General features: G+C 53.7%; 33 protein-coding genes and 1 pseudogene. 17 read left to right on the top strand and 17 right to left on the bottom strand.

Going from position 1 to position 23,072, the window contains the following annotated elements; all coding sequences use genetic code 11:
- Positions 1-47: 47 nt before the first annotated feature.
- Genes IXC47_RS06055 through IXC47_RS06035 form a run of 5 tightly spaced genes read right to left on the bottom strand, consistent with a single transcriptional unit; the run spans position 48 to position 3,303 of the window.
- Positions 48-269, bottom strand: a complete 222-nt coding sequence (locus tag IXC47_RS06055; protein ID WP_195874992.1) for a hypothetical protein — start codon at positions 267-269, stop codon at positions 48-50.
- Positions 270-277: 8 nt separating this feature from the next.
- Entirely contained in the window at positions 278-751 is a 474-nt protein-coding gene (locus tag IXC47_RS06050) for a hypothetical protein (RefSeq protein ID WP_195874991.1), read from the bottom strand.
- A 47-nt stretch (positions 752-798) separates the two neighbouring features.
- Complete coding sequence (locus IXC47_RS06045) at positions 799-2,397, bottom strand: terminase large subunit domain-containing protein (RefSeq protein ID WP_195874990.1); 1,599 nt, start codon at positions 2,395-2,397, stop codon at positions 799-801.
- A 1-nt stretch (position 2,398) separates the two neighbouring features.
- The gene (locus tag IXC47_RS06040; RefSeq protein WP_195874989.1) at positions 2,399-2,941 is read right to left on the bottom strand and encodes a terminase small subunit-like protein; all 543 of its coding nucleotides are present in this window, start codon (positions 2,939-2,941) and stop codon (positions 2,399-2,401) included.
- Positions 2,938-3,303, bottom strand: coding sequence for a hypothetical protein (locus tag IXC47_RS06035; protein ID WP_195874988.1), 366 nt, complete (start codon positions 3,301-3,303; stop codon positions 2,938-2,940). The genes IXC47_RS06040 and IXC47_RS06035 overlap by 4 nt, the downstream gene beginning before the upstream one ends.
- Positions 3,304-3,558: 255 nt before the next feature.
- Between IXC47_RS06035 and IXC47_RS06030 the strand changes: the two genes are divergently transcribed.
- Positions 3,559-3,846, top strand: coding sequence for a hypothetical protein (locus tag IXC47_RS06030; protein WP_195874987.1), 288 nt, complete (start codon positions 3,559-3,561; stop codon positions 3,844-3,846).
- Positions 3,847-3,877: 31 nt separating this feature from the next.
- Here the strand turns inward: IXC47_RS06030 and IXC47_RS06025 are convergent, their stop codons facing one another.
- The 6 genes from IXC47_RS06025 to IXC47_RS06000 all read right to left on the bottom strand — a co-directional run bounded on the left by IXC47_RS06025 (position 3,878) and on the right by IXC47_RS06000 (position 6,783).
- Positions 3,878-4,402: a hypothetical protein gene (locus IXC47_RS06025; protein ID WP_195874986.1), complete on the bottom strand. Its 525-nt coding sequence runs from the start codon at positions 4,400-4,402 to the stop codon at positions 3,878-3,880.
- Entirely contained in the window at positions 4,399-4,614 is a 216-nt protein-coding gene (locus IXC47_RS06020; RefSeq protein ID WP_195874985.1) for a hypothetical protein, read from the bottom strand. The genes IXC47_RS06025 and IXC47_RS06020 overlap by 4 nt, the downstream gene beginning before the upstream one ends.
- A 44-nt stretch (positions 4,615-4,658) precedes the next feature.
- Positions 4,659-5,051 carry a hypothetical protein gene (locus tag IXC47_RS06015; RefSeq protein ID WP_195874984.1) on the bottom strand — a complete coding sequence of 131 codons (393 nt, stop codon included), beginning with the start codon at positions 5,049-5,051 and terminating at the stop codon, positions 4,659-4,661.
- 69 nt (positions 5,052-5,120) lie between these two features.
- Complete coding sequence (locus IXC47_RS06010; RefSeq protein WP_195874983.1) at positions 5,121-5,570, bottom strand: hypothetical protein; 450 nt, start codon at positions 5,568-5,570, stop codon at positions 5,121-5,123.
- Complete coding sequence (locus IXC47_RS19335) at positions 5,567-6,463, bottom strand: hypothetical protein (RefSeq protein WP_230089415.1); 897 nt, start codon at positions 6,461-6,463, stop codon at positions 5,567-5,569. The genes IXC47_RS06010 and IXC47_RS19335 overlap by 4 nt, the downstream gene beginning before the upstream one ends.
- A 5-nt stretch (positions 6,464-6,468) precedes the next feature.
- Positions 6,469-6,783, bottom strand: coding sequence for a CII family transcriptional regulator (locus IXC47_RS06000; protein ID WP_195874982.1), 315 nt, complete (start codon positions 6,781-6,783; stop codon positions 6,469-6,471).
- Positions 6,784-6,873: 90 nt separating this feature from the next.
- Between IXC47_RS06000 and IXC47_RS05995 the strand changes: the two genes are divergently transcribed.
- Positions 6,874-7,197 carry a hypothetical protein gene (locus tag IXC47_RS05995; RefSeq protein WP_195874981.1) on the top strand — a complete coding sequence of 108 codons (324 nt, stop codon included), beginning with the start codon at positions 6,874-6,876 and terminating at the stop codon, positions 7,195-7,197.
- Between the two features lie 12 nt (positions 7,198-7,209).
- Here the strand turns inward: IXC47_RS05995 and IXC47_RS05990 are convergent, their stop codons facing one another.
- A complete protein-coding gene (locus IXC47_RS05990; protein ID WP_195874980.1) occupies positions 7,210-7,437 on the bottom strand; it encodes a helix-turn-helix domain-containing protein in 228 nt (75 codons plus the stop codon).
- A gap of 97 nt (positions 7,438-7,534) precedes the next feature.
- Between IXC47_RS05990 and IXC47_RS19330 the strand changes: the two genes are divergently transcribed.
- From IXC47_RS19330 to IXC47_RS05945, 9 genes and pseudogenes are all read left to right on the top strand, one after another.
- Complete coding sequence (locus IXC47_RS19330) at positions 7,535-8,254, top strand: LexA family protein (protein ID WP_230089414.1); 720 nt, start codon at positions 7,535-7,537, stop codon at positions 8,252-8,254.
- Entirely contained in the window at positions 8,223-9,032 is an 810-nt protein-coding gene (locus IXC47_RS05980; protein WP_195874979.1) for a PDZ domain-containing protein, read from the top strand. The genes IXC47_RS19330 and IXC47_RS05980 overlap by 32 nt, the downstream gene beginning before the upstream one ends.
- Positions 9,033-9,445: 413 nt before the next feature.
- On the top strand, positions 9,446-9,844 hold the full coding sequence (locus tag IXC47_RS05975) for a hypothetical protein (protein WP_195874978.1): 399 nt from the start codon (positions 9,446-9,448) through the stop codon (positions 9,842-9,844).
- Positions 9,841-10,332, top strand: coding sequence for a hypothetical protein (locus IXC47_RS05970; RefSeq protein ID WP_195874977.1), 492 nt, complete (start codon positions 9,841-9,843; stop codon positions 10,330-10,332). Before IXC47_RS05975 ends, IXC47_RS05970 begins: the two co-directional genes overlap by 4 nt.
- A 93-nt stretch (positions 10,333-10,425) precedes the next feature.
- Positions 10,426-10,626, top strand: a complete 201-nt coding sequence (locus IXC47_RS05965) for a hypothetical protein (protein WP_195874976.1) — start codon at positions 10,426-10,428, stop codon at positions 10,624-10,626.
- Positions 10,623-11,108, top strand: a pseudogene (locus IXC47_RS19575) (recombinase RecT); the annotation flags it as partial. The gene IXC47_RS05965 and the pseudogene IXC47_RS19575, both read left to right, overlap by 4 nt.
- 481 nt (positions 11,109-11,589) lie before the next feature.
- Complete coding sequence (locus tag IXC47_RS05955) at positions 11,590-13,239, top strand: YqaJ viral recombinase family protein (protein ID WP_195874974.1); 1,650 nt, start codon at positions 11,590-11,592, stop codon at positions 13,237-13,239.
- A 219-nt stretch (positions 13,240-13,458) separates the two neighbouring features.
- Entirely contained in the window at positions 13,459-14,043 is a 585-nt protein-coding gene (locus tag IXC47_RS05950) for a hypothetical protein (RefSeq protein ID WP_195874973.1), read from the top strand.
- Positions 14,044-14,585: 542 nt separating this feature from the next.
- Positions 14,586-14,726, top strand: coding sequence for a hypothetical protein (locus IXC47_RS05945; RefSeq protein ID WP_195874972.1), 141 nt, complete (start codon positions 14,586-14,588; stop codon positions 14,724-14,726).
- Positions 14,727-14,728: 2 nt separating this feature from the next.
- Here IXC47_RS05945 and IXC47_RS05940 read toward each other — a convergent pair whose 3' ends face one another.
- On the bottom strand, positions 14,729-15,346 hold the full coding sequence (locus tag IXC47_RS05940) for a hypothetical protein (RefSeq protein ID WP_195874971.1): 618 nt from the start codon (positions 15,344-15,346) through the stop codon (positions 14,729-14,731).
- Positions 15,347-15,378: 32 nt separating this feature from the next.
- Here IXC47_RS05940 and IXC47_RS05935 point away from each other — a divergent pair, with 32 nt between their 5' ends.
- Positions 15,379-16,293 carry a DNA cytosine methyltransferase gene (locus tag IXC47_RS05935; RefSeq protein ID WP_195874970.1) on the top strand — a complete coding sequence of 305 codons (915 nt, stop codon included), beginning with the start codon at positions 15,379-15,381 and terminating at the stop codon, positions 16,291-16,293.
- A gap of 4 nt (positions 16,294-16,297) precedes the next feature.
- Here the strand turns inward: IXC47_RS05935 and IXC47_RS05930 are convergent, their stop codons facing one another.
- Entirely contained in the window at positions 16,298-16,474 is a 177-nt protein-coding gene (locus IXC47_RS05930) for a hypothetical protein (RefSeq protein ID WP_195874969.1), read from the bottom strand.
- Positions 16,475-16,509: 35 nt separating this feature from the next.
- On the opposite strand from IXC47_RS05930, the gene IXC47_RS05925 reads away from it, so the two are divergent.
- From IXC47_RS05925 to IXC47_RS05905, 5 genes are read left to right on the top strand one after another with little or no spacing between them, the layout of a single operon-like run.
- Complete coding sequence (locus IXC47_RS05925; protein ID WP_195874968.1) at positions 16,510-17,448, top strand: hypothetical protein; 939 nt, start codon at positions 16,510-16,512, stop codon at positions 17,446-17,448.
- Positions 17,445-17,693, top strand: a complete 249-nt coding sequence (locus tag IXC47_RS05920; protein WP_195874967.1) for a DUF7220 family protein — start codon at positions 17,445-17,447, stop codon at positions 17,691-17,693. The genes IXC47_RS05925 and IXC47_RS05920 overlap by 4 nt, the downstream gene beginning before the upstream one ends.
- A 2-nt stretch (positions 17,694-17,695) precedes the next feature.
- Positions 17,696-18,124, top strand: a complete 429-nt coding sequence (locus IXC47_RS05915; protein ID WP_195874966.1) for a hypothetical protein — start codon at positions 17,696-17,698, stop codon at positions 18,122-18,124.
- Positions 18,121-18,327: a DUF4224 domain-containing protein gene (locus IXC47_RS05910; protein ID WP_195874965.1), complete on the top strand. Its 207-nt coding sequence runs from the start codon at positions 18,121-18,123 to the stop codon at positions 18,325-18,327. Before IXC47_RS05915 ends, IXC47_RS05910 begins: the two co-directional genes overlap by 4 nt.
- Positions 18,324-19,490, top strand: a complete 1,167-nt coding sequence (locus IXC47_RS05905; RefSeq protein WP_195874964.1) for a tyrosine-type recombinase/integrase — start codon at positions 18,324-18,326, stop codon at positions 19,488-19,490. Before IXC47_RS05910 ends, IXC47_RS05905 begins: the two co-directional genes overlap by 4 nt.
- Before the next feature lie 253 nt (positions 19,491-19,743).
- On the opposite strand, the gene IXC47_RS05900 is transcribed toward IXC47_RS05905, so the two are convergent.
- The 3 genes from IXC47_RS05900 to pheT form a co-directional block, all read right to left on the bottom strand.
- Entirely contained in the window at positions 19,744-20,136 is a 393-nt protein-coding gene (locus tag IXC47_RS05900) for a MerR family transcriptional regulator (protein WP_175626730.1), read from the bottom strand.
- 4 nt (positions 20,137-20,140) lie between these two features.
- Complete coding sequence (locus IXC47_RS05895; RefSeq protein WP_456077645.1) at positions 20,141-20,494, bottom strand: integration host factor subunit alpha; 354 nt, start codon at positions 20,492-20,494, stop codon at positions 20,141-20,143.
- Positions 20,495-20,573: 79 nt separating this feature from the next.
- Complete coding sequence (gene pheT, locus IXC47_RS05890; RefSeq protein ID WP_195874963.1) at positions 20,574-23,003, bottom strand: phenylalanine--tRNA ligase subunit beta; 2,430 nt, start codon at positions 23,001-23,003, stop codon at positions 20,574-20,576.
- Between the last annotated feature and the right edge of the window lie 69 nt (positions 23,004-23,072).

Below are 23,072 nucleotides of genomic sequence, written 5' to 3'. Positions count from 1 at the left end.
GATTTACTCCAAGTTTTCCGCAGAGAACAGCCCTGCGATCCGGGTACTCAGCGACGGCCAGTACCGGCCGTTACAGCAAAACTTTGGTTCGCATAAACTGGCATTCCCTTGAAACTGCCAATCAACACCTTTTCTTGCGCCCGCTTTGAGCGCATTTCAGCCTTCAATTCACCAAGCAGCTTCTCGCCTTGCTCTGGCGTGTGACGTCCATTCAATACGTGATCGATGATTGCGCAGTGAGCCTTTAATTCGTCGAGGGTATATGGCATGACAGACCTCAATGGCCGGAGGCGACAATGATGTCGTCGCCTCGCAGCACGGTCAGTTTGTCCATGTCTTCCACGAACGCATCCGGCTTGTCCTTGCGATTGGCCAGATCCATACGATCGAGTGCGCCGATGGTGCCCAGACGCGCTTTTGCCGCCAGCGCGTCAAGCATCAGTTGATCTTCTTGATCAAGCGCATTGATGGTGTCGTACAGGCCAAGGCAGGCGATCGCGTCAGCGTTCTCGCGGGTGTCGGCGTGGATAGTGATGACGTCGCCGCCTACTGTTGCGCCGCCTTGTGCCGTGCAGATGTTTTTGCCGTCGAGGAAGCCTGCCACCGTATAGACGTAGAAACGTTCGCCATCGCTGTCGAGTCCTTCATATTCGAAAAGCACGACCGGTTCTTGCAAGCGACGAAGGTCTTGCGCGTCGATTTTGCGACGCGTCAGGAAGTTTGGAACTACGTTGGCGGTTTGAATTGACATGGCGCTATTTCAACGCATGCCGATAGAACTTTTTTCCCGATTTAGGGCTACCCGTTGGCGTTCACCCAGTCGAGCGACCAAGGCGCTGGGCCAGATTGAGTCCTCGGTTTCGGCACACGTGAGACTGGACGTGCCATGCAGGCATACCGTGTCTCGTCACCGGCATGATCCTCAAGTTTCGTGTCGACGTCTTCCATTCGCTTGTCATCGTGTAGCAAAGCGGGAACGGTGCGCCACCAGTCCTTACAGTCAGCAGTAACAAAAAGCATAGGATCTCCATCGTCCACATCTTCCCACGCCAGTCGTGAATACATCTGCTGCCAACCCTGAGGACGGGAATTGTCAGCAGACGCAAAACGTGGCCCCACCATCGCATTTGGATTTTTCGAGTCACACTTGATCATGCGCTCAATGAAGGATGGGCCACCGTCCTCTTTCCACATAGACGGATCGGCCCGGCTCAATTGTTCGTCAATCTTCTCGCCGCGTTCTCGTTCCATGATGCCGCGCCCTACCGCCTCAACGCTCAGGCGCAGACCGACGTTTGGCATAGGTCGGCCGTCTTCAGTACGCTTGCAGCCGTACCATTCTCGGTACCGGATAATCGCGCCCTGCGGCAGCATGCGCTCGGTGCCGTCGTTGAACTTAACCCACTCAGCCTCAGCAATACACCACCAGCCTACGGAGAACGGCTTTGCGCTGCCCCAGTCCATAGAACGGAATCGCGTCCAGTGCGCTGGCGGTGTGAAGCTCGGCAGCTTGTGCTTCATTTCGCTGATGTTGTCGAAGAAAGCGCCAGCAACGATGCTCCAGTCTCCGAAACGAAATGCTTTGACTAGTTCCTTGCTGCCTAAACCGTACAGTCGGTCTTCGTAACCTGGGTCATCAATCAAGAGCTGAGGATTGTCCTCCAGTCGAGCGGGGATGTATTGCCGCAGCATACCGCCCTCTTCCCTAGACATGCGCTTCACTTCCATTTCATCCAACATGTCGACAAACGAATTCTTTACCCACTGGTGGCCGATGCTGCCAGGATTGCTGCCACACAGGATCAGCGGGATTTTGGCGCGCAAATCAATGCCAAACATAGACATAAATTGTTCGCAGGCACTCGGCGGGAACACCAGTCCGGGTGCACGGACACGCTGGCGTAGATATCGGTACATCGATTCGGTAAAGTGGGTCAGCTCATCCATCAGCAAAACGTGAATCTCTGCACCTTGATACTTGCTCAGGTCAGATTCGTATTGGCAGTGACAAAGGTAGATCTTCGCGCCATTCCAGAATCGAATTTCGGACTCAACGATCTTTACCAAGCCGACAGCAACGAACGGTGCAAGTAACACATGGAACGATTTCGGCCCTTCCATATGGTTCTTGATCAAATCGCCAGATATCCGACGGAACAGATACACCTGCAGGCCGGGGATCAGTCCGCATAGAATACACGCCAGCGCGCGCATGAAAAAAGATTTGCCGCCACCGGCTGCGCCACCATAGAGTATTTCGGTAGCAGTCGAGCGCAGTGCTTTGCTCTGCTTGGCGGTGAATTTAACATCAAAGGACGGACCAGAACCGGCAGCACTTGGGGTGACCAAGTTGCATTGCAGCCAGTTGAACAGGAATGAAAACCCGAAGTACAGCATGTTATTCCTCGGTATCTGGCGTCAGCGTGAGATTGAAAACAGGATTGATCTGCGCTGACGGCAATGGCTTACCGTCCCCATCCGTGAGCGCCATCTTGTCGCCAAACTTCCGAGGCTTCATCTTCGACATCAGCCATTTGCGGTTGTCGGACTGCAGACGTGCTGCTTGCACATCCACGGCGGTCTTCAGTTCCTTGTCCGAGATTTCCAGCAGCTCTTCCCCCAGAAAGTCAGCCTGCTCCATCTTGGCCTCCTCGTACTGGGTGCGCAGTTCCTTGTCGCCACGCATCCAGCGGTGGAAGTTCGAATAATCGGGCAGCGGCCATGTCTTTTCGCCAGTCTGGTATCCAGCAGCGAGAATCTTCACCACCGATTTGTTGCTGCTCACCGTTTCATTGCAAACGTGGTCCATGACCTTCTGACGGTCAAATGCACTGCCGTCGACCATCAGCGGGTGCTGAGTCGCTTTCGGCCTCGGCGCAGCTCGTTTGACCGCTGGTTTCTTCGCTGCCACTTTCTTGCCCGGTGTTACTGGCTTCTTCATGTCTTCAGGCCTTGAAATAGTTCGTGTTGCATATCATTCGTTTGAGTCTTCGGCTGTTCGCGCTTCTTGACTGGCGGCGCGGGTGGCCGGGCAAATATGTGCTCTGGCGGCGTGTAGTTTGCGTCGTGAGATTTCATGTGTTCGACGTACTTCTGGGGGCAAAACTTCTGGTAAAGCGCTAGGACGACGCGGGCGTCACTGTCTTTCGGTTCGCCGTCTATGGTCCAGTGCTCGATCGTCTTCGGATCACGGCCGCAAGCGCTAGCCACCTTTGCCATCGACACACCGGCATTGATCAAGTCCACCCGGATGATCTTGAACCAGTCCCGGCGCTTCTGATTGGTGGTTAAAATTTCACTCATGGCGATTTCCTCCATACACGACAACAAAACAAGGGGAACAACCAGCGGCCTATCCTTTCGGAAGTGAGTGGGATCACTTATCAGCCACCGATACAGTCACGCGAATAAGGAACAGCATCGCGAAAGGCTCCGCGCCTGTACTGCTTCCGATATATCCCCTCGGTTTGCTTGGGTCATGAGAACGCTGTTTGTCCTTACTGGGGTACAACCAAGCCACCGTGGTATGGTTGCTGTCCCAACTTAAAAGGAGTGAAAATGGCATCGCAACAAGAATTCGACGCGTTGAGAATCGAGATAGACAAACTGCGCAATGCAGCATACGGAGCATCGTCCGGCGACTTAATTCTTATCAACGCGATACTGCTTAAGCAGGCAAAAGCGAGTGGCAATCCGCAAAAGTACCTGGACGACATCGATGACATCGCACGTGAACTGTCCAATGGCACGCTTGCGGACCCGACAGTCCCGGAACCCTTAAAGCAATCACTTGTTGAACGCTTACGGTCTGCCATTGCTTGGGCGAAAAGCCAAGCTAGTCGCTGATCCACACCTACAGGCCGGGTGATTGAATCGATCATCCGGTCACCTCATCAAACAACGGCGCTGCAGGCGGCTCCATCAAAGAGTGATCAGTTCTCGGCGCACGCCACTCAATACCCAGCGCATAAGCCAGCAGCGCAAGCGCATCTGCGTGGTTGTCATCTACCGGGTTGAAGCCGCGCGACTTGGCCATAGCGACCATAGCGACCTTGTCCGCATTGCCCTTACCCGTCCACGATTTCTTGATCACCGGCACGGGCACCGCCACCATTCGGACGCGGTTTGATTCACACCAGACCTGCAACATGGCCTCAAAACCACCATAGACGTGAGCAGCTTGCACAGCGGTGTGGCGCAGCACGCGTTCGTAGTACACGACGTGGATCTGGTCTACGCTGCGCTGCGTTTCGGCTAAGAATGCCCGGAACTTCAACCAGCGTGCGCCTGGGCCTTCCATCCGTGTTGGTGCAGTTTTGACGCTGCCACCGCGCACTTTTCCATCGCTAGTGGCCAAAGCCCAGCCAGTAGTCGTGCCGATATCGATCGAAAGGATATTCATGGCCGAGTCATCCCCACCACGAAGGCAGCAACGCCGATGATCGCCAGCAATATGGCCGTGCCAAATACCCAGGCCATGACCTCGCCGAATTGATCCTGCACGTCGAAAGACTCAAGTCCGTCGTCATCGTCCGGCAGCGCGCGGCCAATTGCGGCCAGGTATTCGGCGCGTTTCTGGGACTCGGCATCCATTGTGGTTTTGAATGTGGTCATGTTCTCTCCCTGCTTGCCCGAGCCGAAGCCCGGGCGGTCAATGCTTAGCGTTCTACCGAGCGTAAAACGTCCCATCCTGCATAGTTCGAAGCGGTATAGCCCTGCTCACCCTTGTAGCAAACGCGAGTCGCCAAACCGAGTTGCATCAAGTCGTCGCGCAGGCTCTTCGAAATGACATCGCCGTCGTACACCGGACCTTGTTTCACCAGTTGCGACAATGCTTCGCGATGCGCACCAGACAGAGCGTGATAGACCGCAAACGATGCGGTCGCGTAAGTTCCAGATCCCTGCTCCGATGCGTGCAATCCCTTCACCGCAGCGCGCAATACATCGCTGCTCATGCAACTGCGCTGTGGGCTAACTTCTTTGCTGTACGAAACAGCCTGTTCGCAATTTGTTGCCGCCTGCACTTTGTTCGGTTCTGCTCCGGTGTTCATCAAATTCTCCTGGTTGGTACTGCGTTGAAAAACTTCAAATGCGCGCACGCGCGCGTATATGTGGCGGCGTTAGGCGTGTTCCGGCACTGCCAATTGCACGCGCTTGAAATGGTCGGCCTCAGCGGTCGGTACCGTTTGCAAAGGCAGTTCAGGCTGTGGTTTATTGCCCTTGCAGACCTTTTCGAGTTCGGCATCCAGGCGGCTATACCAGGCAGATACGCTCTCACCCTCGACCAGCAACAGATCACCACGCTGGTTCAAACGCAATTCGTTCTGGATCTCGCGATAGACCTTTGTCCACTCGTAGCGGCTGCGGTAGGTATTGATCTTTTCCATTGCCAGGACGATGAACGAAAGGCGGTTCAATTCGTTGCTTATGCGTGCCCAAGAGATGGCATCGGTACCGGCGTGATAGCCGCAAAACCACTTGTCGCTACCGCCGGTGCTGTTGGTGGTGGTTCCGAGGCATGGACAGCCGTATGCAGCGCAACGGCTTGGGTCTACGGTGTGATCGTTCATGCTGGTGCACCTCCATCACGTTTTCGCTTGTCGATTTCCTTGCTGATGCGATCAGCAAAGCCCTTGTAATCCTCGTTCCGGGTGGCGAACAGGCCGAGCTCACGCCCTTTGCGCTCAATGCCTTCGTTGCTGCGCTTCCAGCTGTTGTCGTCGCGCTTTGGCTGCAGCAGTTCGGTGACGATGGGTGCCAGGTAGTTCGGATGGATATCGCCGGTTGGCTTGTACTGCCGTGCTGTCTCGACAGCAGCCGTCAGCACTTCATCGGTAATGCGCGGGTTCTCAGCCCATTCGATGCAGTTCGGATGCATGGAAGTCATGGGCTTGACGTCGAGCGATCGCAGCAGGATTGCCACAGCGACGTTGCGAGATTTTGGCTTTTCGCCGTTTTGATTTTGGCCGTCGTCGTCAGTTTTTTCGGTCGCGCTCGCGCCTACTGAGGTTGAGGCATGAGACGACCTTTCTTTTCCATTCCCTTCCCCATCCTTTCCTTTACCTATCCCTTCCATTCCCTTCCCTTCCGGGGGTGAGGAGTCGTCGAGGCCTCCGCTAGCTGGTTTCACAAGAGCGTCAGAAAAGCGGGGATATTTGTAGGTTGGCTTGTCAATTTTCTGGTGAACCCAGCCAGTCACATGCCAATAATCGTTACCCAGTGCGGTGTACAAGACGATTAAGGAATTCGACGATAACTCGTCGAGTAGTACCTGAACATCTGTCGAGGCAATATCGTCTGAAGGAAAGATTTGAGCCTTCAAACGCTTTGCACTTGCCGGATGGTTACCGTCGTCATCGCAGAAATTCCACATACCGATGAAAAGCAGTCGAGCCAGCGGCGAGCATTCCATGATCTGCTCACTGGTCCAGAATTCAGGTTTAATCGTGCGTATGCGTGCCATGAGTTCTACCCCCGCAGCCGGTCGAGTTCGATCTGCGTCTGCAGATACTTGTAGCCGAGGAGCTTCAACGCGGCGAGTTCGTTCTGACTCACCACCATCGAATCCGCGCCGGTAGTCTGGCAACCAATCGCAGCCATCAACAAAGCGATCTCGCTGATGCGTTCACGCATGCGACTCACCGTGCTGGGTGAAACGTCCATGAAAGCCGCTGCACGGTCCTGCGTTACCTCTGCAAGCCGACGCAATATGTCGCTTTCAATAGATGCAGCGATCTTGCGTGTGCTTGCGATCTGTTCGGGCGAAACTGTTTCTGTGCTCACGGCAGTACCTCTGAAAATTGGTGCGCATTCGCAGTCATGCCACAATCGAGAATCTGACCCCTATCAACTGTAGAAAAGAAAGGAATGCGCATGGAAAATGAAAAACCAAAACCAACCAAACCGCCGGTCGAATGGCAAATTGATGTTCTCTTCGGTCTCATGGAAGCTCACTATTGCGCACTGTCGGCGCTAATTCGGACGCACCCTGATCCGGAAGCTTTTGAAGCCCACTTTGATTTGCAGCTATCCGCCGCTCAAGCGCAGATGCTAGGTTCGGATAGGAGTGATCTCGCAACTGCTGCGCTGGTTGATCACTGCGCAGAGCTGAAAGGACACTTAAAGGGCCACCAGACACCGGATGGAGTTGCGCACCACGCTTGGCGCGATCTGATGAGCCGACTAAAGCCAGAATAAATTTTCGGATATTCATGACGCGACCTGCTCAGATTCAGGGGCCTTATACATATCGGCGCAGTCTTGGGGCGTCACTTTTTCATCAGTTACTGAATTGATCTGAAGTGCGTAGTCCAGAGTGATCCGAGTAATTCCTCGGATCCACTGGCTAACAAGTCCTTGCGAGGCGGTTGGCACCAGCTTTTTGCCGAAATCGCCTTGCGAGATACCTGTTTCCTTGAGGAACGGCTGTAAGTGCATGGGACACCTTTTTAATTAGCAATGCTCTTATTCTACATTAGAAGCAGTGCTTTTCAAGTAGTTTCAACATAAAATAGGCAAGCTAATAGAATTCGGTATGGCTACCAGACGACAATTAAGCAGGGAAGAAAAAGCAGAGGCTGAGCGTTTAAGCGCAGCTTGGCTTGCCTTCAAGGGTGAAAACAAAGGCGCAAATCAAACTTGGCTTGCTGCTGAAGCAGGGTTAGGTACTCAAGGCGCAGTTGGCCAGTATTTGAGGGCTGTAATACCGCTAAATCTTGATGCCCTTCTCGCAGTCTGTCGCGTCATTCAAGCCGATCCGAAAACCATAAGCCCAAGGTTGACCGAGAAAATTGATAGTGCGATGTCGTATGAGCCGAATGTGAAACCGGCGCCGATAGGACTCAAAGCAATTCCGGTTATTTCGGCTATCCAGGCCGGAGCATTAAAAGAGATCTCAGATCCATATCCACCAGGCGCAGGCACCGACATCATTTACTCTGACGACGATTTATCGAAATGGGCTTTTGCTCTTGAAATCAACGGCGATTCAATGCTGCCCGATTTCCGCCCCGGCGATCGTGTGATCATTGAGCCGGATTTGCGTCCTCAGCCAGGTGATTTTGTGGCCGCAAAGAATGGTGAACAAGAAGCGACATTTAAAAAGTACCGTCCGCGAGGAATAGATGCTGCTGGCAATGAAATATTTGAACTGGCTCCGCTTAACGAGGATTACCCAACTTTACGTAGTGACACACAGCCGCTATACATCATTGGGGTGATGGTTGAACACCGAAAAAAATACCGGAGGAAGTAAATTGAAAATTCTTGTTTCCGCGTTATTCACGTTGGCTCTTACTGGTTGCGCGGCACCTTATTCAGAATTCTATAGAGACAGCACTGGCGGAGTCGGCGTTGTCAATAATCCTCGATTTGTGCCGTACAACGGAGACCCAGTCGTCCAAAGAGGAGGCGTTCCTTTGGAAGATCTTGTCCGGATGAGAGAAAACGGCTTCGACAAGATTGGCGAATCCAGTTTCAACGCTGGAAAAGTGAATGAAAACGGTGCGGTAGTGCAAGCTAAGAAGGTGAATGCTGCGGTGGTGCTTCTCTATTCGCGCTACACAAATACTGTATCTGGCGCGATGCCCATGGTTACGCCGACCACGTCGACATCAAACACATATGTAAACGGAAACTCTTATGGCCGCCCTTTTAGCGGAGTTGCGCAGACCACGACTTACGGTACCCAGACGACATATGTCCCTTACTCGGTAGATCGTAGCGATCATTTGGCAGTTTATTATTCAAAGACGAAGCCACCACGGCTCGGAATATATGTAGACGAGATCAAAGGTGAAATGCGACGTGAAATCGGTACAAATAAAGGCGTGATGATTTCGGCGGTAGTCAAAGATTCACCGGCTTTCTATAGCGACATTTTCAAAGGCGATATTCTCACCGCAATAAACCAATCGCCGATCTATTCAGCACAACAATTCATGGATATAGCACGGGCCCAGACCGGCGAAAAGATATCAATGGAATTACTTCGCGAAGGCAAAATCATTACAAAAAACGTAGCACTCAAGTAAAAACCACTTGTCTGCAATTGGTGCCATCGCCGCTTCTTGATCCACAGAACAATCAATCTTTTTTGGGGAGAGTTAAATATGGGGTCTTTTTCAATTTGGCATTGGCTAGTATTAATCATCTATTTTGTGATTTTCGGCGTACCCACCTGGCGCATTTTGACGCGCACTGGGCATTCTGGATGGTGGTCTTTTTTATTGCTTGTCCCTCTTGTGAATATCATCGCGTTTTGGATATTCTCCTATAAGCGCTGGCCGAACGTGAAATAGCCGCTCTTTGCAGAAACAACCCGCTTCGGCGGGTTTTTTTTCGCCCTTTGAAATTATTTAGAATTTTTTATTAGCATTGCTCTTGACTTATTAAAAAGCGTAGCTAATAATTATGTTCATAGCATTGCTAATAAATAAGGGCAACCATGAGCGCACTAGCCACCGAACAAAGCAAGTACGACCGCCAGGAACCAGGCGACGCAGCGATCTTCTTCCGCAAGGACGAAATCGAATTCGACAAAGAAACGCACACCAGCCGTTTCCCTACTACTTACGCAGCGGATCAGCAGGTCGAGCGCTTCATCGCTGAACTGGTAGCAGCCCCTAATAAAGACATCTTCCTCGAAAACAATCTGGGTGCCCTGCCGCGCTCGGCTTCGACTGAATACGCGATGCACGTGGCTGTGGCGCAGCAATGGGTCAAGGACGTCGCATCGGTTGGCGACACCATTGGCCCAGTCTTCTGGCAGTGGGCGAAGAACGCGACGTACACCGCGATGCGCTTTGGCTGGTACCCGTCAGAACTGAAAGGCGGTACAGCATGAGCGCCGTCCTGAACATCCTGATGTCCCTGAAACACGGGAGCCTGACCCAGGCGCAGGCCGCTGCCGAGATCGAGGAACTGATCGAACTGGAGCGCGTGCAGCTGCGGGATACGTTTGCGCAGAGCGCGCTGCAAGGCTGGCTGGCTTCGTTCGTCGGTGGTGAAACGCCAAACGCCCAACTCACGGCAAAACTCTGCTTCGAGATCGCCGACGCCATGCTGGAAGCGCGCGCCGCAACTTGCGCAAAATCGCAAACTCTCGCGCATTACGGTGAGCAGGCGCGCATTGCCACGCTGGAAGACCAGATCGCAAACTTGGTCGAGCAGCACCGGCAAGCCGATATGTGTTTCGAAGCGGCGTATATCGAAGGACTTGTTGACGTACTTGCCGAGTCTCAGGACGAACGCCTCAAGGATCTGGTTCAACGCCGGATTCTCTGGGCACGTACTTACAGCCAAGCGGCACTTACCAATCATGGTGCCCAATGACCCGCCTAACCGCCCTGCTCGATCGTCACCAGTGGATTCCGCTCGCCGGCCTGCTGGTGCTGCTGCTCATTTCTTCTACCTTCTGAGGCCAGCATGAAAACCACCCGAACCATGTCCGAGATCAGCCGCAATCAATTCGGCTTCCCGCCGCTGAGTCCGCTCGAGCTTGCGCGTCAGACGGCATCGGCCGCACGGCTGCGTATCTCGCAAACGTGCAACTGCAAACACTGCCAGCAGCAGGAAAAGCTGGCTTCCGTTCAAAACATCGTCAACAACTGGAGCAAAAAGCAATGAGTCAACTTACTACCACCACTCAAGAAAACCCGATTGCCGTTGCTTCAGCGGCAATGATGATGAATCCAGAGCATATGCGCGCGCTGGTTTCGTTCTCGGAAATGATGGCTAAATCTGCCGTCACCGTCCCTAAGCACCTGCAAGGTAAGCCAGCCGACTGCCTGGCAATCTCGATGCAGGCCGCGCAATGGGGCATGAATCCTTTTGCCGTCGCGCAGAAAACGCACTTGGTTAATGGAGTGCTGGGCTACGAAGCGCAGCTGGTGAATGCGGTTATTCAATCCTCCGGCGCGATCAAAGGAGCCTTTCAGTACGAATACAAGGGCGAAGCCAATAACCTGGAATGCCGCGTCGGTGCCGTCCTTCACGGTAACACCGAAGTCACCTGGGGCGAATGGCTGAGAAAAATCGACGTTACAACCCAAAACTCACCGCTGTGGAAATCAAATCCTAAACAGCAGTTGGGTTATCTGCAGGTCAAGAACTGGGCGCGCCTGTACTGCCCTGGTGCAATCCTCGGGGTCTATACCGACGATGAGCTGGTCGACGCTGGCCCGGTCACGCGTGAAATGGGTACCGCTCAGGAAGTTAGCGCGGCACGCACGGAGCGGCCAGCCTATGCAGCCGACCAGTTTGCAAAGAATCTCCCGGCTTGGACGAAGCTGATCACCGATGGCAAGAAAACGCCCGACCAGATCATCGCAACCGTCCAGAGCAAAGCGACTCTGTCGGACGACCAAAAGCGGCAGATTCTCAACATCAAGCCAGCCACTGTCATTGAGAACGAAGCCGAGCAAACGCATGAAAAGCATCCACTGGAAGCCCAGATGGATAACGCGGAAAACGAAGATGACCTGCATGCGCTGGCTGACCAGATCCGCGGCATTAACGACCCTGACGACGTCAAATTTCTGACCGAAGTCTATAAAGCAAACCTCGAACGACTCACGAAAGGCTAAACCCATGATCACGCACGACCTCGTACAAGGCTCCCAAGAGTGGGACGAATTCCGACTGAATCACTTTGGTGCCAGTGAAGCCGCTGCCATGCTCGGCCTGTCGCCAAAGGTGAAACGTTCGGAACTGCTGCACATGAAGTGGACAGGCAATGCAAAGGAATTCAGCAAATTTGTTCAGGAAAGAATTCTGGACAAAGGCCACGAAGTCGAAGCCGCCGCACGTCCGCACGTTGAATCTTTGCTCGGTGAAGATCTGTTCCCAGTCACTTGCTCGGAAGGCATCTTATCGGCATCGTGTGACGGCCTGACGATGGGCGAAGACATCGCATTTGAGCACAAGTTATGGAATGAAGAACTGGGCGACTCTGTAACACGTGGAATCGTGCCAGACGAATACATGCCGCAGTGCCAGCAAATCATGATGGTCACCGGCTGCACAAAAGTGTTCTTTGTCGTGTCGGATGGCACACCAGATAAATGCGCTTTGACAGCAGTTGAGCCGTCGCCTGATTGGTTCGAACGAATCCGCACAGGCTGGGAGCAATTCGAAAAAGACCTTGAAACATACACGCCGCCAGATGTGAAAGCCGAATCTGTAGGCCGCACACCTGAATCGCTGCCGTCCCTGCGCATCGAAGTTACCGGCATGGTCACCGCCAGTAACCTGGCGCAGTTCAAGGAACACGCGCTGGAAGTGTTCGCCGGTATCAATCGCGACCTGAAAACAGATCAGGACTTTGCCGATGCTGAGAAAACCGTCAAATGGTGCGGCGATGTCGAAGACCGTCTGAAAGCTGCCAAGGCGCACGCACTGAGCCAAACGGAATCGATTGATGTGCTGTTCAAGGCGATCGACGACATCACCGCCGAAGCACGCAACACGCGTCTTGAACTGGACAAGCTGGTCAAAGCCCGTAAGGAACAGGTACGCACCGACATCTATAACGAAGGTGTGAATGCCTTGCGCGACCATATTGCGCACCTGAATGACCGCCTGGGTAAGCCTTACATGCCCACGGTACAGGCAGACTTTGCTGGCGCTATGCGCGGCAAGAAAACCGTCACCAGCCTGCGCGATGCCGTCAGCACCACACTTGCGACAGCCAAGATCGAAGCCAACGCCACTGCAGACAAGATCGAAATCAACCTGAAAGCGTTGCGCGACCAGGCCAAGGACTATGCATTCCTGTTTTCCGATACCGCCCAGCTGGTGCTGAAGGCTGCAGATGACTGCCAGGCGGTAATCACTGCCCGTATCAGCGAACACAAACAAGCCGAAGAAAAGCGCCTTGCTGCTGAACGTGAACGCATTGCGGAAGAAGAACGTGTCAAGGCAGAGGCCAAAGCAGCTGCGGCGCAACCAGAACCAGTGGCCACGCCGGTACCGGTTTCCGCTGCGGTCAAGTCGGAGCCTGTGAAACAGCCGACACAAGCCACAGCGATAGCCACCCCACCGACTCTGCGCCTCGGCCAGATCTGTGAACGCCTCGGCTTCACCGTCAATGCCGAATTTCTGGCCGGGCTGGGCTTTACAGCCACGATCGAGAAAGGCGCAAAGCTGTACCACGAAGACGACTTCGGCAGCATCTGCCTGGCGATCAGCAAACACATTTCAGCGGTTGCCAGCGAGTTCCGTTTCGAGATCGCCGCCTAATGAAGCGCATAAGCACATGGCTTGCCCTCCGCTGCAAGGAAGTTGCATTCCAACAGTTTCTGGGGGTATCTGACGAGCGCACTGCAGTTCGCGCCGTCAGAGCCATGTGCGACGTGCAATCCCGCCGAGAAATCGACACCAGCAAAGTAGCAGAACACCTGTTCCACCAAATGATTCGCCTGCCGTACACCAACTACCTGACCGATAAGGAAACCAAAGATGCAACCTTTTAAAATCAACCAGCAAGTAAAACTCGCGTCGGTCAATCCGCGCGCAGAGATTCACGGCGAGGAACGCAAAGCCGCATTTGACCTCAAGTTTGAAGCGCAATGTCCAGCTTCCGTGCTGGCCCACTTCGACCCGGATCTGGCCGCTCTGCTCTACAAAAAGCCGGACGACCCTGACCTGGCCGAGCAAGCGGATCCAGACGCAGCCACATCGCCACGCTTTCCGAAAATGTCCGGTTTCAAATGGGACTATGAAACCACCGGCAACAAGCTGGTGATTGATTACGGCCTCGGCGGTGAAAGCAACATCACCTTGTCCGATACCAAGCTGGACAAGTTCAGCTTCATGCCACAGAACGGCGGCACAGTCCTGGTCATGTTCCGTGCCATCGTCCATCCGGAAACCGCGCACGTCGGCCTGTTGTGTGATCGCATCCAGCAAAACATCGACCTGGTTATCGAACCACCGAAGCCGCAGGAACAAGACGACCTGTTGAAAGGTGCGAAGAGCAGCAAGAAAACCACCCGCGCCGAAGCTGAAGCGGAGTTCAGCGGAAAGCCTGCACCGGTCGAGTAACAAAATTCCCCACTGGACCGGGGTCTCTTCATATTCCGTGGCCGGGCGGTGATCCAGACGGCAAGAATACCCCAGAGGGCGTTGAACTGTTGGTAGGTCATCCATGCCAACAGGGAGCCAATGAGGATGGCTTAACCGGAGAGCTTTGCAGGGCTGGACATCCGGGGATTGGTGATAGCTAAACCCTGCACCGTCCGCGCTGGCGACGTTAAAGGCCAGCACCAAAACAGAAGCGCGTAGCAAGGTCTTGATGGGTGACGCGCACCTGCATGTCGAGACCGTTTCTGTGTTGGTGAATGCGCAGGCTGATGCGCGAATGCTTGTAACTGGATAGTCCAGCCGCCGCAAAGTGTAGCGGGTTCAAGAACTCAAGCATGTGTTACCAGCAGGCCGGAAGAAGTCAGTACCGGCCACCAACACGCGGGTAAGCATGGAGCAACACAGTTCCGCGTAAAAGCAAAGCCATGCATTGGAGTGCAACACGGCGGTGAAAGCCCGCGCCGGAGACGTAACCGGCAACCCTACAACAGCCGCTTGAGACAATGACAACCGAAGCCCGAAAAATTCGCCAGGCGTACGAAGAAGGCAAAGCCTTTAGACAGCCAGAGATAGACCGCCTGAAGGCCGAGATTGTGGAACTCAAGCGCCAATTGAGTGAGCAACAGCAGAAGGAATCAGCGTGAAACTACATTTTCTCAATCAAATCTTTATGCCGCTGATAAAGAGTCGGGGACAGTTTTTCAAGATACTCAGCAATCGCAATATTCTCTTTGCGCGCCCGGCGCTCGAGATCAGTGAGCTTTGTTCGATTATTCATATAGAACGAACCATCACGTTTTGTCACGCCTTTCCACAAGAGGCAACTCTCATTTGCGATCCGACGCAAGTGCATGCATCGGGGAATCTGCCCGTGTTTTGCCAGTATCTCCATAGGCAAATCAGACAGCATTTTTGCAATCTCAGCGAATTCTGCAGAAATGTCTGCATAGAGAGTCTCGTTCTCTTCCGAATCGGTCTGATAGCCAGCCAAAAAGCAGGCCCTAGTCAGTTCCTTCGACAGTTGCTGAAAGCCCAGCAAGATTGCCGCGTCGGCATCTACTTCTCTTTTGATCGTGTCGGCACTTTGTCGATTCGTAGTCCACAACGCCACAAAAACTGCGCCAGTGGTGGAAAGCGCAGCAACAGGCGACCACCAGTCGGTAGGAACTGGTGCGCGGAATATGTATGCGCAGACGACACCGGAAACAAAAAGGGCTGCTGCTATGCCAATACCGAACGCAGTTTCGTAAAACGACTTCTTCATTCTTCTCTCCCTATTTTGGGAGGGATCGTAGCATGAATGCCATTGACTTATTCGCAGGCGCAGGCGGTTTCAGCACCGGCGCGACAATGGCCGGATGCAAAGTCGTATGGGCTGCAAACCACTGGCAGGATGCGGTCAATACCCACGCTTTAAACCATCCGGGCGCGCAGCACGTTTGCCAGGACTTGCATCAAGCCCGATGGGAGCAAGTACCGGCGCACGACATTATGCTTGCCTCGCCGTGCTGCCAGGGACATAGCCGGGCGCGTGGCAAAGAAGACGGCAACCCGCAGCACGATGCAAGCCGGTCTACAGCTTGGTCGGTGGTTTCGTCGGCGGAATTTCATCGTCCGTACTTGTCTGTGGTTGAGAACGTGCCAGAGTTCATGCGCTGGACGCTATTTCCCGCGTGGCGCCAGGCAATGGAATCAATGGGCTACTGCCTCACCCCTACCATTGTCGATGCGGCCGACCAAGGCGCGCCACAGCATAGGGAACGGCTGTTTATTGTGATGGTTAGGGCTAAGCACCCGCTCGTCTTGAATTTGCAAAAGCGGGAACACGTTCCGGCAAGCAGCTTCGTGGATTTCAATGCTGGTAATTGGCAGCCAATCGAAAAGCCTGGGCGCGCTACGGCCACACTTTCACGCATTGCCGCCGGTCGTCGTGTACACGGTGACAGATTCATCAGCAGCTACTACGGGAATGAAAAAGGCGGCAGATCGCTCCACCGCCCTATCGGGACAATCACTACCCGCGACCGACACGCAATAGTCGATGGTGACCGTATGCGCATGCTGTCAGTGCAGGAAGCCCGTGCGGCAATGGGCTTCCCAACCGACTACAAGCTGCCAGAAAACAAGCGCACAGCCATGCACATGCTCGGCAACGCAGTCGTGCCGCTGGTGGCTCGGGACATCATTCAAGAGATTGCGAGGGTCGTATGAAGAGCTACTTTCCTACGCCTCTTGCTATCGATGCCAGTGACTGCTCCATCTGCGCAAGGCGAATGTTCATAAACTCGGTTTGCAGCTTGATCGCCTGTACGACCGCACTGGTATCGGGATTTGCCGACTTTGCGATCAACTCGTCGAATCTTGTCCAAATTTCGCGAATTTCATTTGACATTTCAGCCTCCAAAGTAGTGAGAAAGGCATCCTAACATGACCACCATACAGACCGACCAGGCAGCACGTCCAGACATCCTCGAAAAGCTGACCTATCACCGCCATGAGCGCGACGACATGACGCTGGACGATTGCCTTGAATACCTGGCGAACCGTTGGAAGAAGATACCAGGACGGCCAGAGCGCGCGCTGATCATGCAGATCACTGAACTGCTGGCCGCAACCCCTCAACAGGAGGTAGCCGCCAGTAGTGAGCCAGTCGAGCAGGTTCAGGTCTACATGAACCGTGGTCGTAAGTGCTGGGAAATATCTGGCACCGTGCCGGATGACACGTTACTGCGCCCGGGGCTGAATACCCTCTATTCAGTGCCGGTCGATCAGCCAGTACAAGCCAAGGCGCTGAAAGATTTGACGCCAGCGCAAGACGAATACGAAGCCTTTGCTGAGTGGTACGAAAAAGAAGCGCCAGTTGAAGGCGAGGTTTCTGAAATAGATATGGCGCGTCATGGGTGGCTTGCTGGTCGTCGCTACGCATCCACCAATCAGCCAGTACAAGCCAAGGCGCTGACGGATGAGCGCGCAGCGTTTGAACAATGGTGCGTTCGCAAAGGCTACAGCACCAATAAATGGCATGGCGATGGGTCTGTATATGTTGATGGCTACACTTTGAGCTGCTGGGAAGCATGGCAAGCCCGCGCCCTACTCGCCTCGCAACCATCGGCACAGGCTGATGTGGCGGCAGTGCGTGATGCTGCGCTGGAAGAAGGCATCGAGAAAGCTGCGAAGCTGATTGAGCAAAAGGTTCAAGACTATGTTGACGACCATGGAATTTATGATCGCGACACGGGGGCAGTGGAGTTCCCGGGCGATGGCGAAATTTATGTCGGGGAAATGACTGAACTTGCTGAAGACATCCGCGCCCTGAAGTCTGCCGCCCCTACCGCGCAACCGCAAGCCGATGGGGTGAAGCCATGAGCCAGACGAAACGAGGTTCTTTGATCGAGGCGATTATTAATGTACTGATCGGTTTCGCAATCAACTTTTCGGCGAATGCCCTGATTTTCCCTTTGTTCGGTTGGCAGCTATCTGCAGCCACAAACCTGAAACTCGGATTGATATACACGGCAATATCGATTGCCCGTTCGTACTGCATACGACGCTGGTTCAACAGCATGATCAAGAAAGCAGCACAGAGAATTGAAGCGTCCACGGAGGTATAACCATGCCGATCAAACCAGAAAACAAAGCGCGGTACCCGGCCAACTGGAAGGAGATTCGCGCTAGCATCCTTGAGCGTGCCGGTCACTGCTGCGAAAATTGTTTCGTCAAGAACGGCGAACGAATTGTGCGCGGCAAAGGTGATGACGCCGACACATACATGCTCGGAGATGGCAGAGTATTTTGTGCAGATACGGGCGAAGCGCTCGGCAGATGCCACATGACCGACTACGAAACAGACTGGAAAGGCGTGGACATCGTCCTCACGATTGCACACCTTGACCACACTCCAGAGAACTGCGAACCGGAAAACTTGCGCGCCTGGTGCCAGCGCTGCCATCTGCGTTACGACGCAGCACACCATGCTATGAACGCACGCGCTACAAGGCGAGAACGCAAGGCGATTGGCGATCTTTTCGAGGAAAAATCATGACAGACCTTGCCCTTTCAGACATCGAAATTCACGAAATTACCGGCTACGCGCGCCCTACCAAGCAGCTGGAAGTCTTGAAGAGTTTAGGCATACCGGCACGCCGCAGGCCAGATAACAGCGTCCTGGTGCTGCGTATGCACATGGTGCACCCTACTACAGTAGCGGCTGCAGACGAACCAAAACTCAAGCCAATACGCAAATGAACCGAGCCAGAAAGACCGGAAAAGGATTGCCGCGCCGCGTGTACATTAAGCACGGCGCGTATCACTTCGTCTCGCCTGAACCGATTCCCGACCCCAAAGACGGCACCCCGCGCAAGTGGATCAGGCTCGGGTCAGTTGCCGACGGTGAACCGGCAATGCTGCAGGTGCTGGGCCAGCTTCTGCAAGACAAGAAATCAATAGCGGGTAGCATGCCGGACGTGTGCAACCAGTTCAAACTGATCAAACTCGGGCGCTACAGCACAGAGACACAAGCGACATATCGTAACTACCTAGACACAATCGCCACGGCATTCGAGGATTTCAGCGCGGCCCAGGTGACAACTAAGTCATGGGCTGAATTCCTGCGCGACAATTTCGCGGACAAGCAGAACACCGCTCAAAAGTACACCGCACTGGCACGCCGATTATTCAAGTTCATCATTTCCGAGCTTGGTCTGCGTCAGGACAACCCGATAGATCAGATCGACCTTTCCGGCTATCAGACCACCAGACGCGAAGTGCTGCCCACTCATGACCAGGTGAAGCGTATTAGAGCCGCCGGCATGATGAGTATGCCAAACAAGAACACCGGCAAAAGCTTTGCCATTGCAAGCGGCCCTATGTTTGGCTGCCTGGTCGATATTGCTTACCTGCTGTGGCAACGTGCGATCGATGTCCGGACGCTGAAAGAACAACAGATTGACGGCGACTATATCCGCTTCAAGCCAAGCAAGACGATGAAGTCCAGCGGTAAGACGGTGGATATTTTCATTACGCCCCAGATCGCCGAGGTGCTTGATAGAGCGCGGGAAATTAAAAAGGAATACAAGGTCAAGGGGCAACCCCTGATTACGCCTTATCTGTTCCCTACGCGTGACGGCAAGCCATACACGAAAAGCGGCTTGTTCTCGATGTGGGACCGGGCACGCGATCGCATTGGAATCGACAAGGATTCATCTCCAGACGAACGGATCCAGTTCCGCGACCTGCGCGCATTGGGTGCAACCGATGCAGCCAAAGCTGGCGAAAATATGAAAGCCATTCAAACCAGGCTTGCTCACACGTCCGGCAAAACTTCCGAGATTTACATCAAAGAATCGGTACCAGAAAGGTCAGCAATTGACCTGCCATTACCCTGGCTGGATAGCAAAAAAACTGTCTAATATCGAAATATGCAACACGCTGCCATGCGGGTTGCAGCATCGTTTATAAACCACTGTATATTAGACAGTGAACAGAAAGAGCGTTGAAAACAAAGGCTCTTAGCGCGAAAAAGCCCTGCATGGGGTGCAAGGGGTCGTGTGTTCGAATCACACCGTCCCGACCAAAAAACAAAAAGGGTTGCAGCATTTCGCTGACAACCCTTTTTCATTTCCGGCTCAGTTATACACGAGCCGTTTTATTCTTCCATCCGCCTTATTTCAGCAGCGCCAGTATCTCAACCAGCTCATTACGAATAGCGCTGAGTTCATCCGCATCTACCGTAGGTCCGCTGTCCGGCACCACATCATCATCGCCACCTGCTTCCAGGATGCGGCTATCGAGTTTGTTACGTGCACCGCTGATGGTGAAACCTTGTTCGTACAAGAGTTCACGTATGCGACGTATCAACAGCACTTCATGATGCTGGTAATAGCGACGGTTACCACGACGCTTGACTGGTTTCAGTTGCGTGAATTCCTGCTCCCAATAGCGCAGGACGTGTGGCTTCACCCCGCACAATTCGCTGACTTCACCGATGGTGAAGTAACGCTTGGCGGGAATTGGCGGCAACGCAACCAATTCTGGTTTCTGGATCCGTTCGTTCATCTAATCAGGCTGTTTGCACGAGCGGCTGTTGGCTGGAATCTTCCACCATGCCCTTGAGCTTCTGGCTGGCGTGGAAAGTCACGACCCGGCGTGCGGTAATCGGGATTTCTTCCCCGGTCTTCGGATTGCGACCAGGACGCTGTGGCTTGTCACGCAACTGGAAATTGCCGAAACCGGACAATTTGACCGATTCGCCACGTTCCAGTGCGTTACGGATTTCGTCGAAGAAAGTCTCGACCATATCCTTGGCCTCGCGTTTGTTCAAACCGACTTGTTCAAACAGCAATTCCGCCAGCTCAGCCTTGGTCAATGTAGGGAGGTTTTTTTCCGCTTGTGAGCGTACTTGTGCCTCCAACATCGCACGGTTGAGATCAGCAGCTAATACGGATTGGAGTTCGGCTGAATTCACGTCATTCATATCGTTAGTCCCTGCCTGTTTATGCACGCAATTTGGCCCCATGCTTCGTAGTGGCGGCAGCAACAAATGCGGCCATTGCGGCATCAACCAAATCGTCTTGCAGGGTTAATTGAGTATCTTGTAAGGTGAAGCGGAAAGCAAGGCTTTTTTCATCCGACTCCAGACCTTTCCCGCGATATTCATCAAATAAAACAACCACTTGCAGAATATTGCAAACTGGATTGTATTTCTTTTCGGAAATAAAAGCATCCATCAGGTCTTGCATGGGGACCGCTTGTTTGACCACCAGCGCAAGGTCGCGTGTTACCGCAGGGAATTTCGAAATTTCCTTGTAGGAAGGTACGCCCACACTTTGCAATGCGCTGGCGTTAACTTCGAACAATACCGGCGCCAATGGCAGGTCATATTTTTGCTGCCAGCGCGGATGCAATTCACCGATAAAGCCAATTACTTCACCATTAAGCAAAATACTGGCAGAGCGTCCCGGATGCAATGCCGGATGCTCAACTTTGACAAATGTTAAGGTTTGCGGCGCAAACAAGGCTTCCAGATCCGCCTTCACATCGAAGTAGTCGACGTTGCGCGAGGCCATGCCCCACTGCTCTTCAGCCACCGAACCGTATGCAATCGCGGCCACACGTTTAGGCTGGTCGAAACCGGCCACCGACAATGGACCATCTTGCTCAACGTTGTTGCGCAGGTAGATCGCACCGATTTCAAACAGGCGGATGCGGCTGACTTTGCGATTCAGGTTGTAACGCACGTTGGCGATCAGGCTGCCTATCATCGAAGAGCGCATGACGCTCATCTGGCTGGCGATAGGATTCAGCAATTTGATCGGATTGGTATTGCCGGCGAAATCCGCTTCCCATTCCTGTTCGACGAAACTGAAGTTGACCACTTCCTGGTAATCCGCATCAGCCAGTTGACGACGGATCGTGAACAGCGAGCGGGTGTTTTCCGGCGGGATGCGCATGGCACTGGCCGCAACTGGTGGCAAGGCCGGAATGTTTTCAAAACCGTAGACGCGTGCGATCTCTTCAATCAGGTCTTCTTCGATTTCGATATCGAAGCGATATGACGGCGGCGTTACTGAGAACACGCCATCCTTGTGCGTGAAGCTGAGGCCGAGGCGTGTGAAGATGTCAGCGATCTGCTCATCTGTCAGCGGTACACCTATGACTTTGACTGCACGTGCAGTACGCACACTGACGGCCTCACGTTTAGGCAGGTTCACTACGTGGTCATCGATAGGACCGACTTGGGTCTGCTCTTTCTGACCGCAGATTTCGACGATCAGCGCGGTGATGCGCTCCATGTGCTCAACGATGGTCGCGAAGTCGACACCACGTTCAAAACGATGGGCTGCATCGGTAGAGAAGTTAAAGCGACGGCCACGGCCCTGGATTGCATTCGGGTACCAGAATGCAGCTTCGAGGTAGATGTCTTGCGTATCCAGCGATACGGCGGTGGCATCACCACCCATGATGCCGGCCAGCGATTCGATTTCTTTGTCGTCCGCGATGACGCCTATCCACTCATCGATGACAACCGTATTGCCATTCAACAGTTTCAGCGACTCACCTTTTTTGCCCCAGCGTACATCCAGTCCGCCGTGGATTTTGCTCAGGTCGAATACGTGCGTAGGACGGCCGAGTTCCAGCATGACATAGTTGGAGATATCTACCAGTGCCGAGATCGGACGCTGGCCGCTGCGCTCAAGGCGCTGCTTCATCCAGTCCGGGGTCTGCGCCTTGGCATTCAGGCCGCGTATGATTCGACCAGCAAAACGACCGCACAAATCAGGTGCCGATACTTTGACTGGCAATACATCGGTAATCGTCGCTGCAACCGGCTGGAAGGTCGGTACTTTCAACGCGGTACCGGTCAGGGCCGACACTTCACGTGCCACGCCCAAAACCGACAGACAGTCTGCCTTGTTCGGGGTCAGCTTGATGGTGAACTTGAGGTCGTTCAGTTGATAGTAATCACGGAAATTTTGTCCGACTGGTGCATCAGCAGGCAAGTCCATCAGGCCGCCCTGCTCGTCCGACAGTTTCAGTTCACGTGCCGAGCACAACATGCCCTGCGATTCAACGCCGCGCAATGCGCCGACCTTGATTTCGAATGGCTTGCCGTCTTCACCAGGCGGCAGGATAGCGCCAGCCATCGCACAGACCACCTTCATGCCAGCGCGCACATTAGGCGCACCGCAGACGATGTTGAGCATGGTGCCGGTACCGACATTGACCTGGCATACATTCAAGCGATCAGCATTCGGATGCTTGGCGACTTCCAATACTTCTGCCACTACCACATTCGAAAATGGCGGCGCGACTGGTTCGACTTCTTCGACCTCGAGGCCGGACATCGTCAACAAGTGTGCCAATTCGTCCGAAGTCATGTTCGGATCGACCATCGTACGGAGCCAGCTTTCGGAAAATTGCATGATTAAAACCTTTTGCCACAGACGTCACAAAAATACAGAAAGAATCAGAGCGCACATCCCATGCACGCT

The sequence above is a fragment of the Herminiimonas contaminans genome, from assembly GCF_015645465.1.
Classification (GTDB): Bacteria; Pseudomonadota; Gammaproteobacteria; order Burkholderiales; family Burkholderiaceae_D; genus Oxalicibacterium; species Oxalicibacterium contaminans.
Note: the sequence above shows the minus strand (reverse complement) of the source record. Positions and strands in the feature narration are given on the sequence as shown.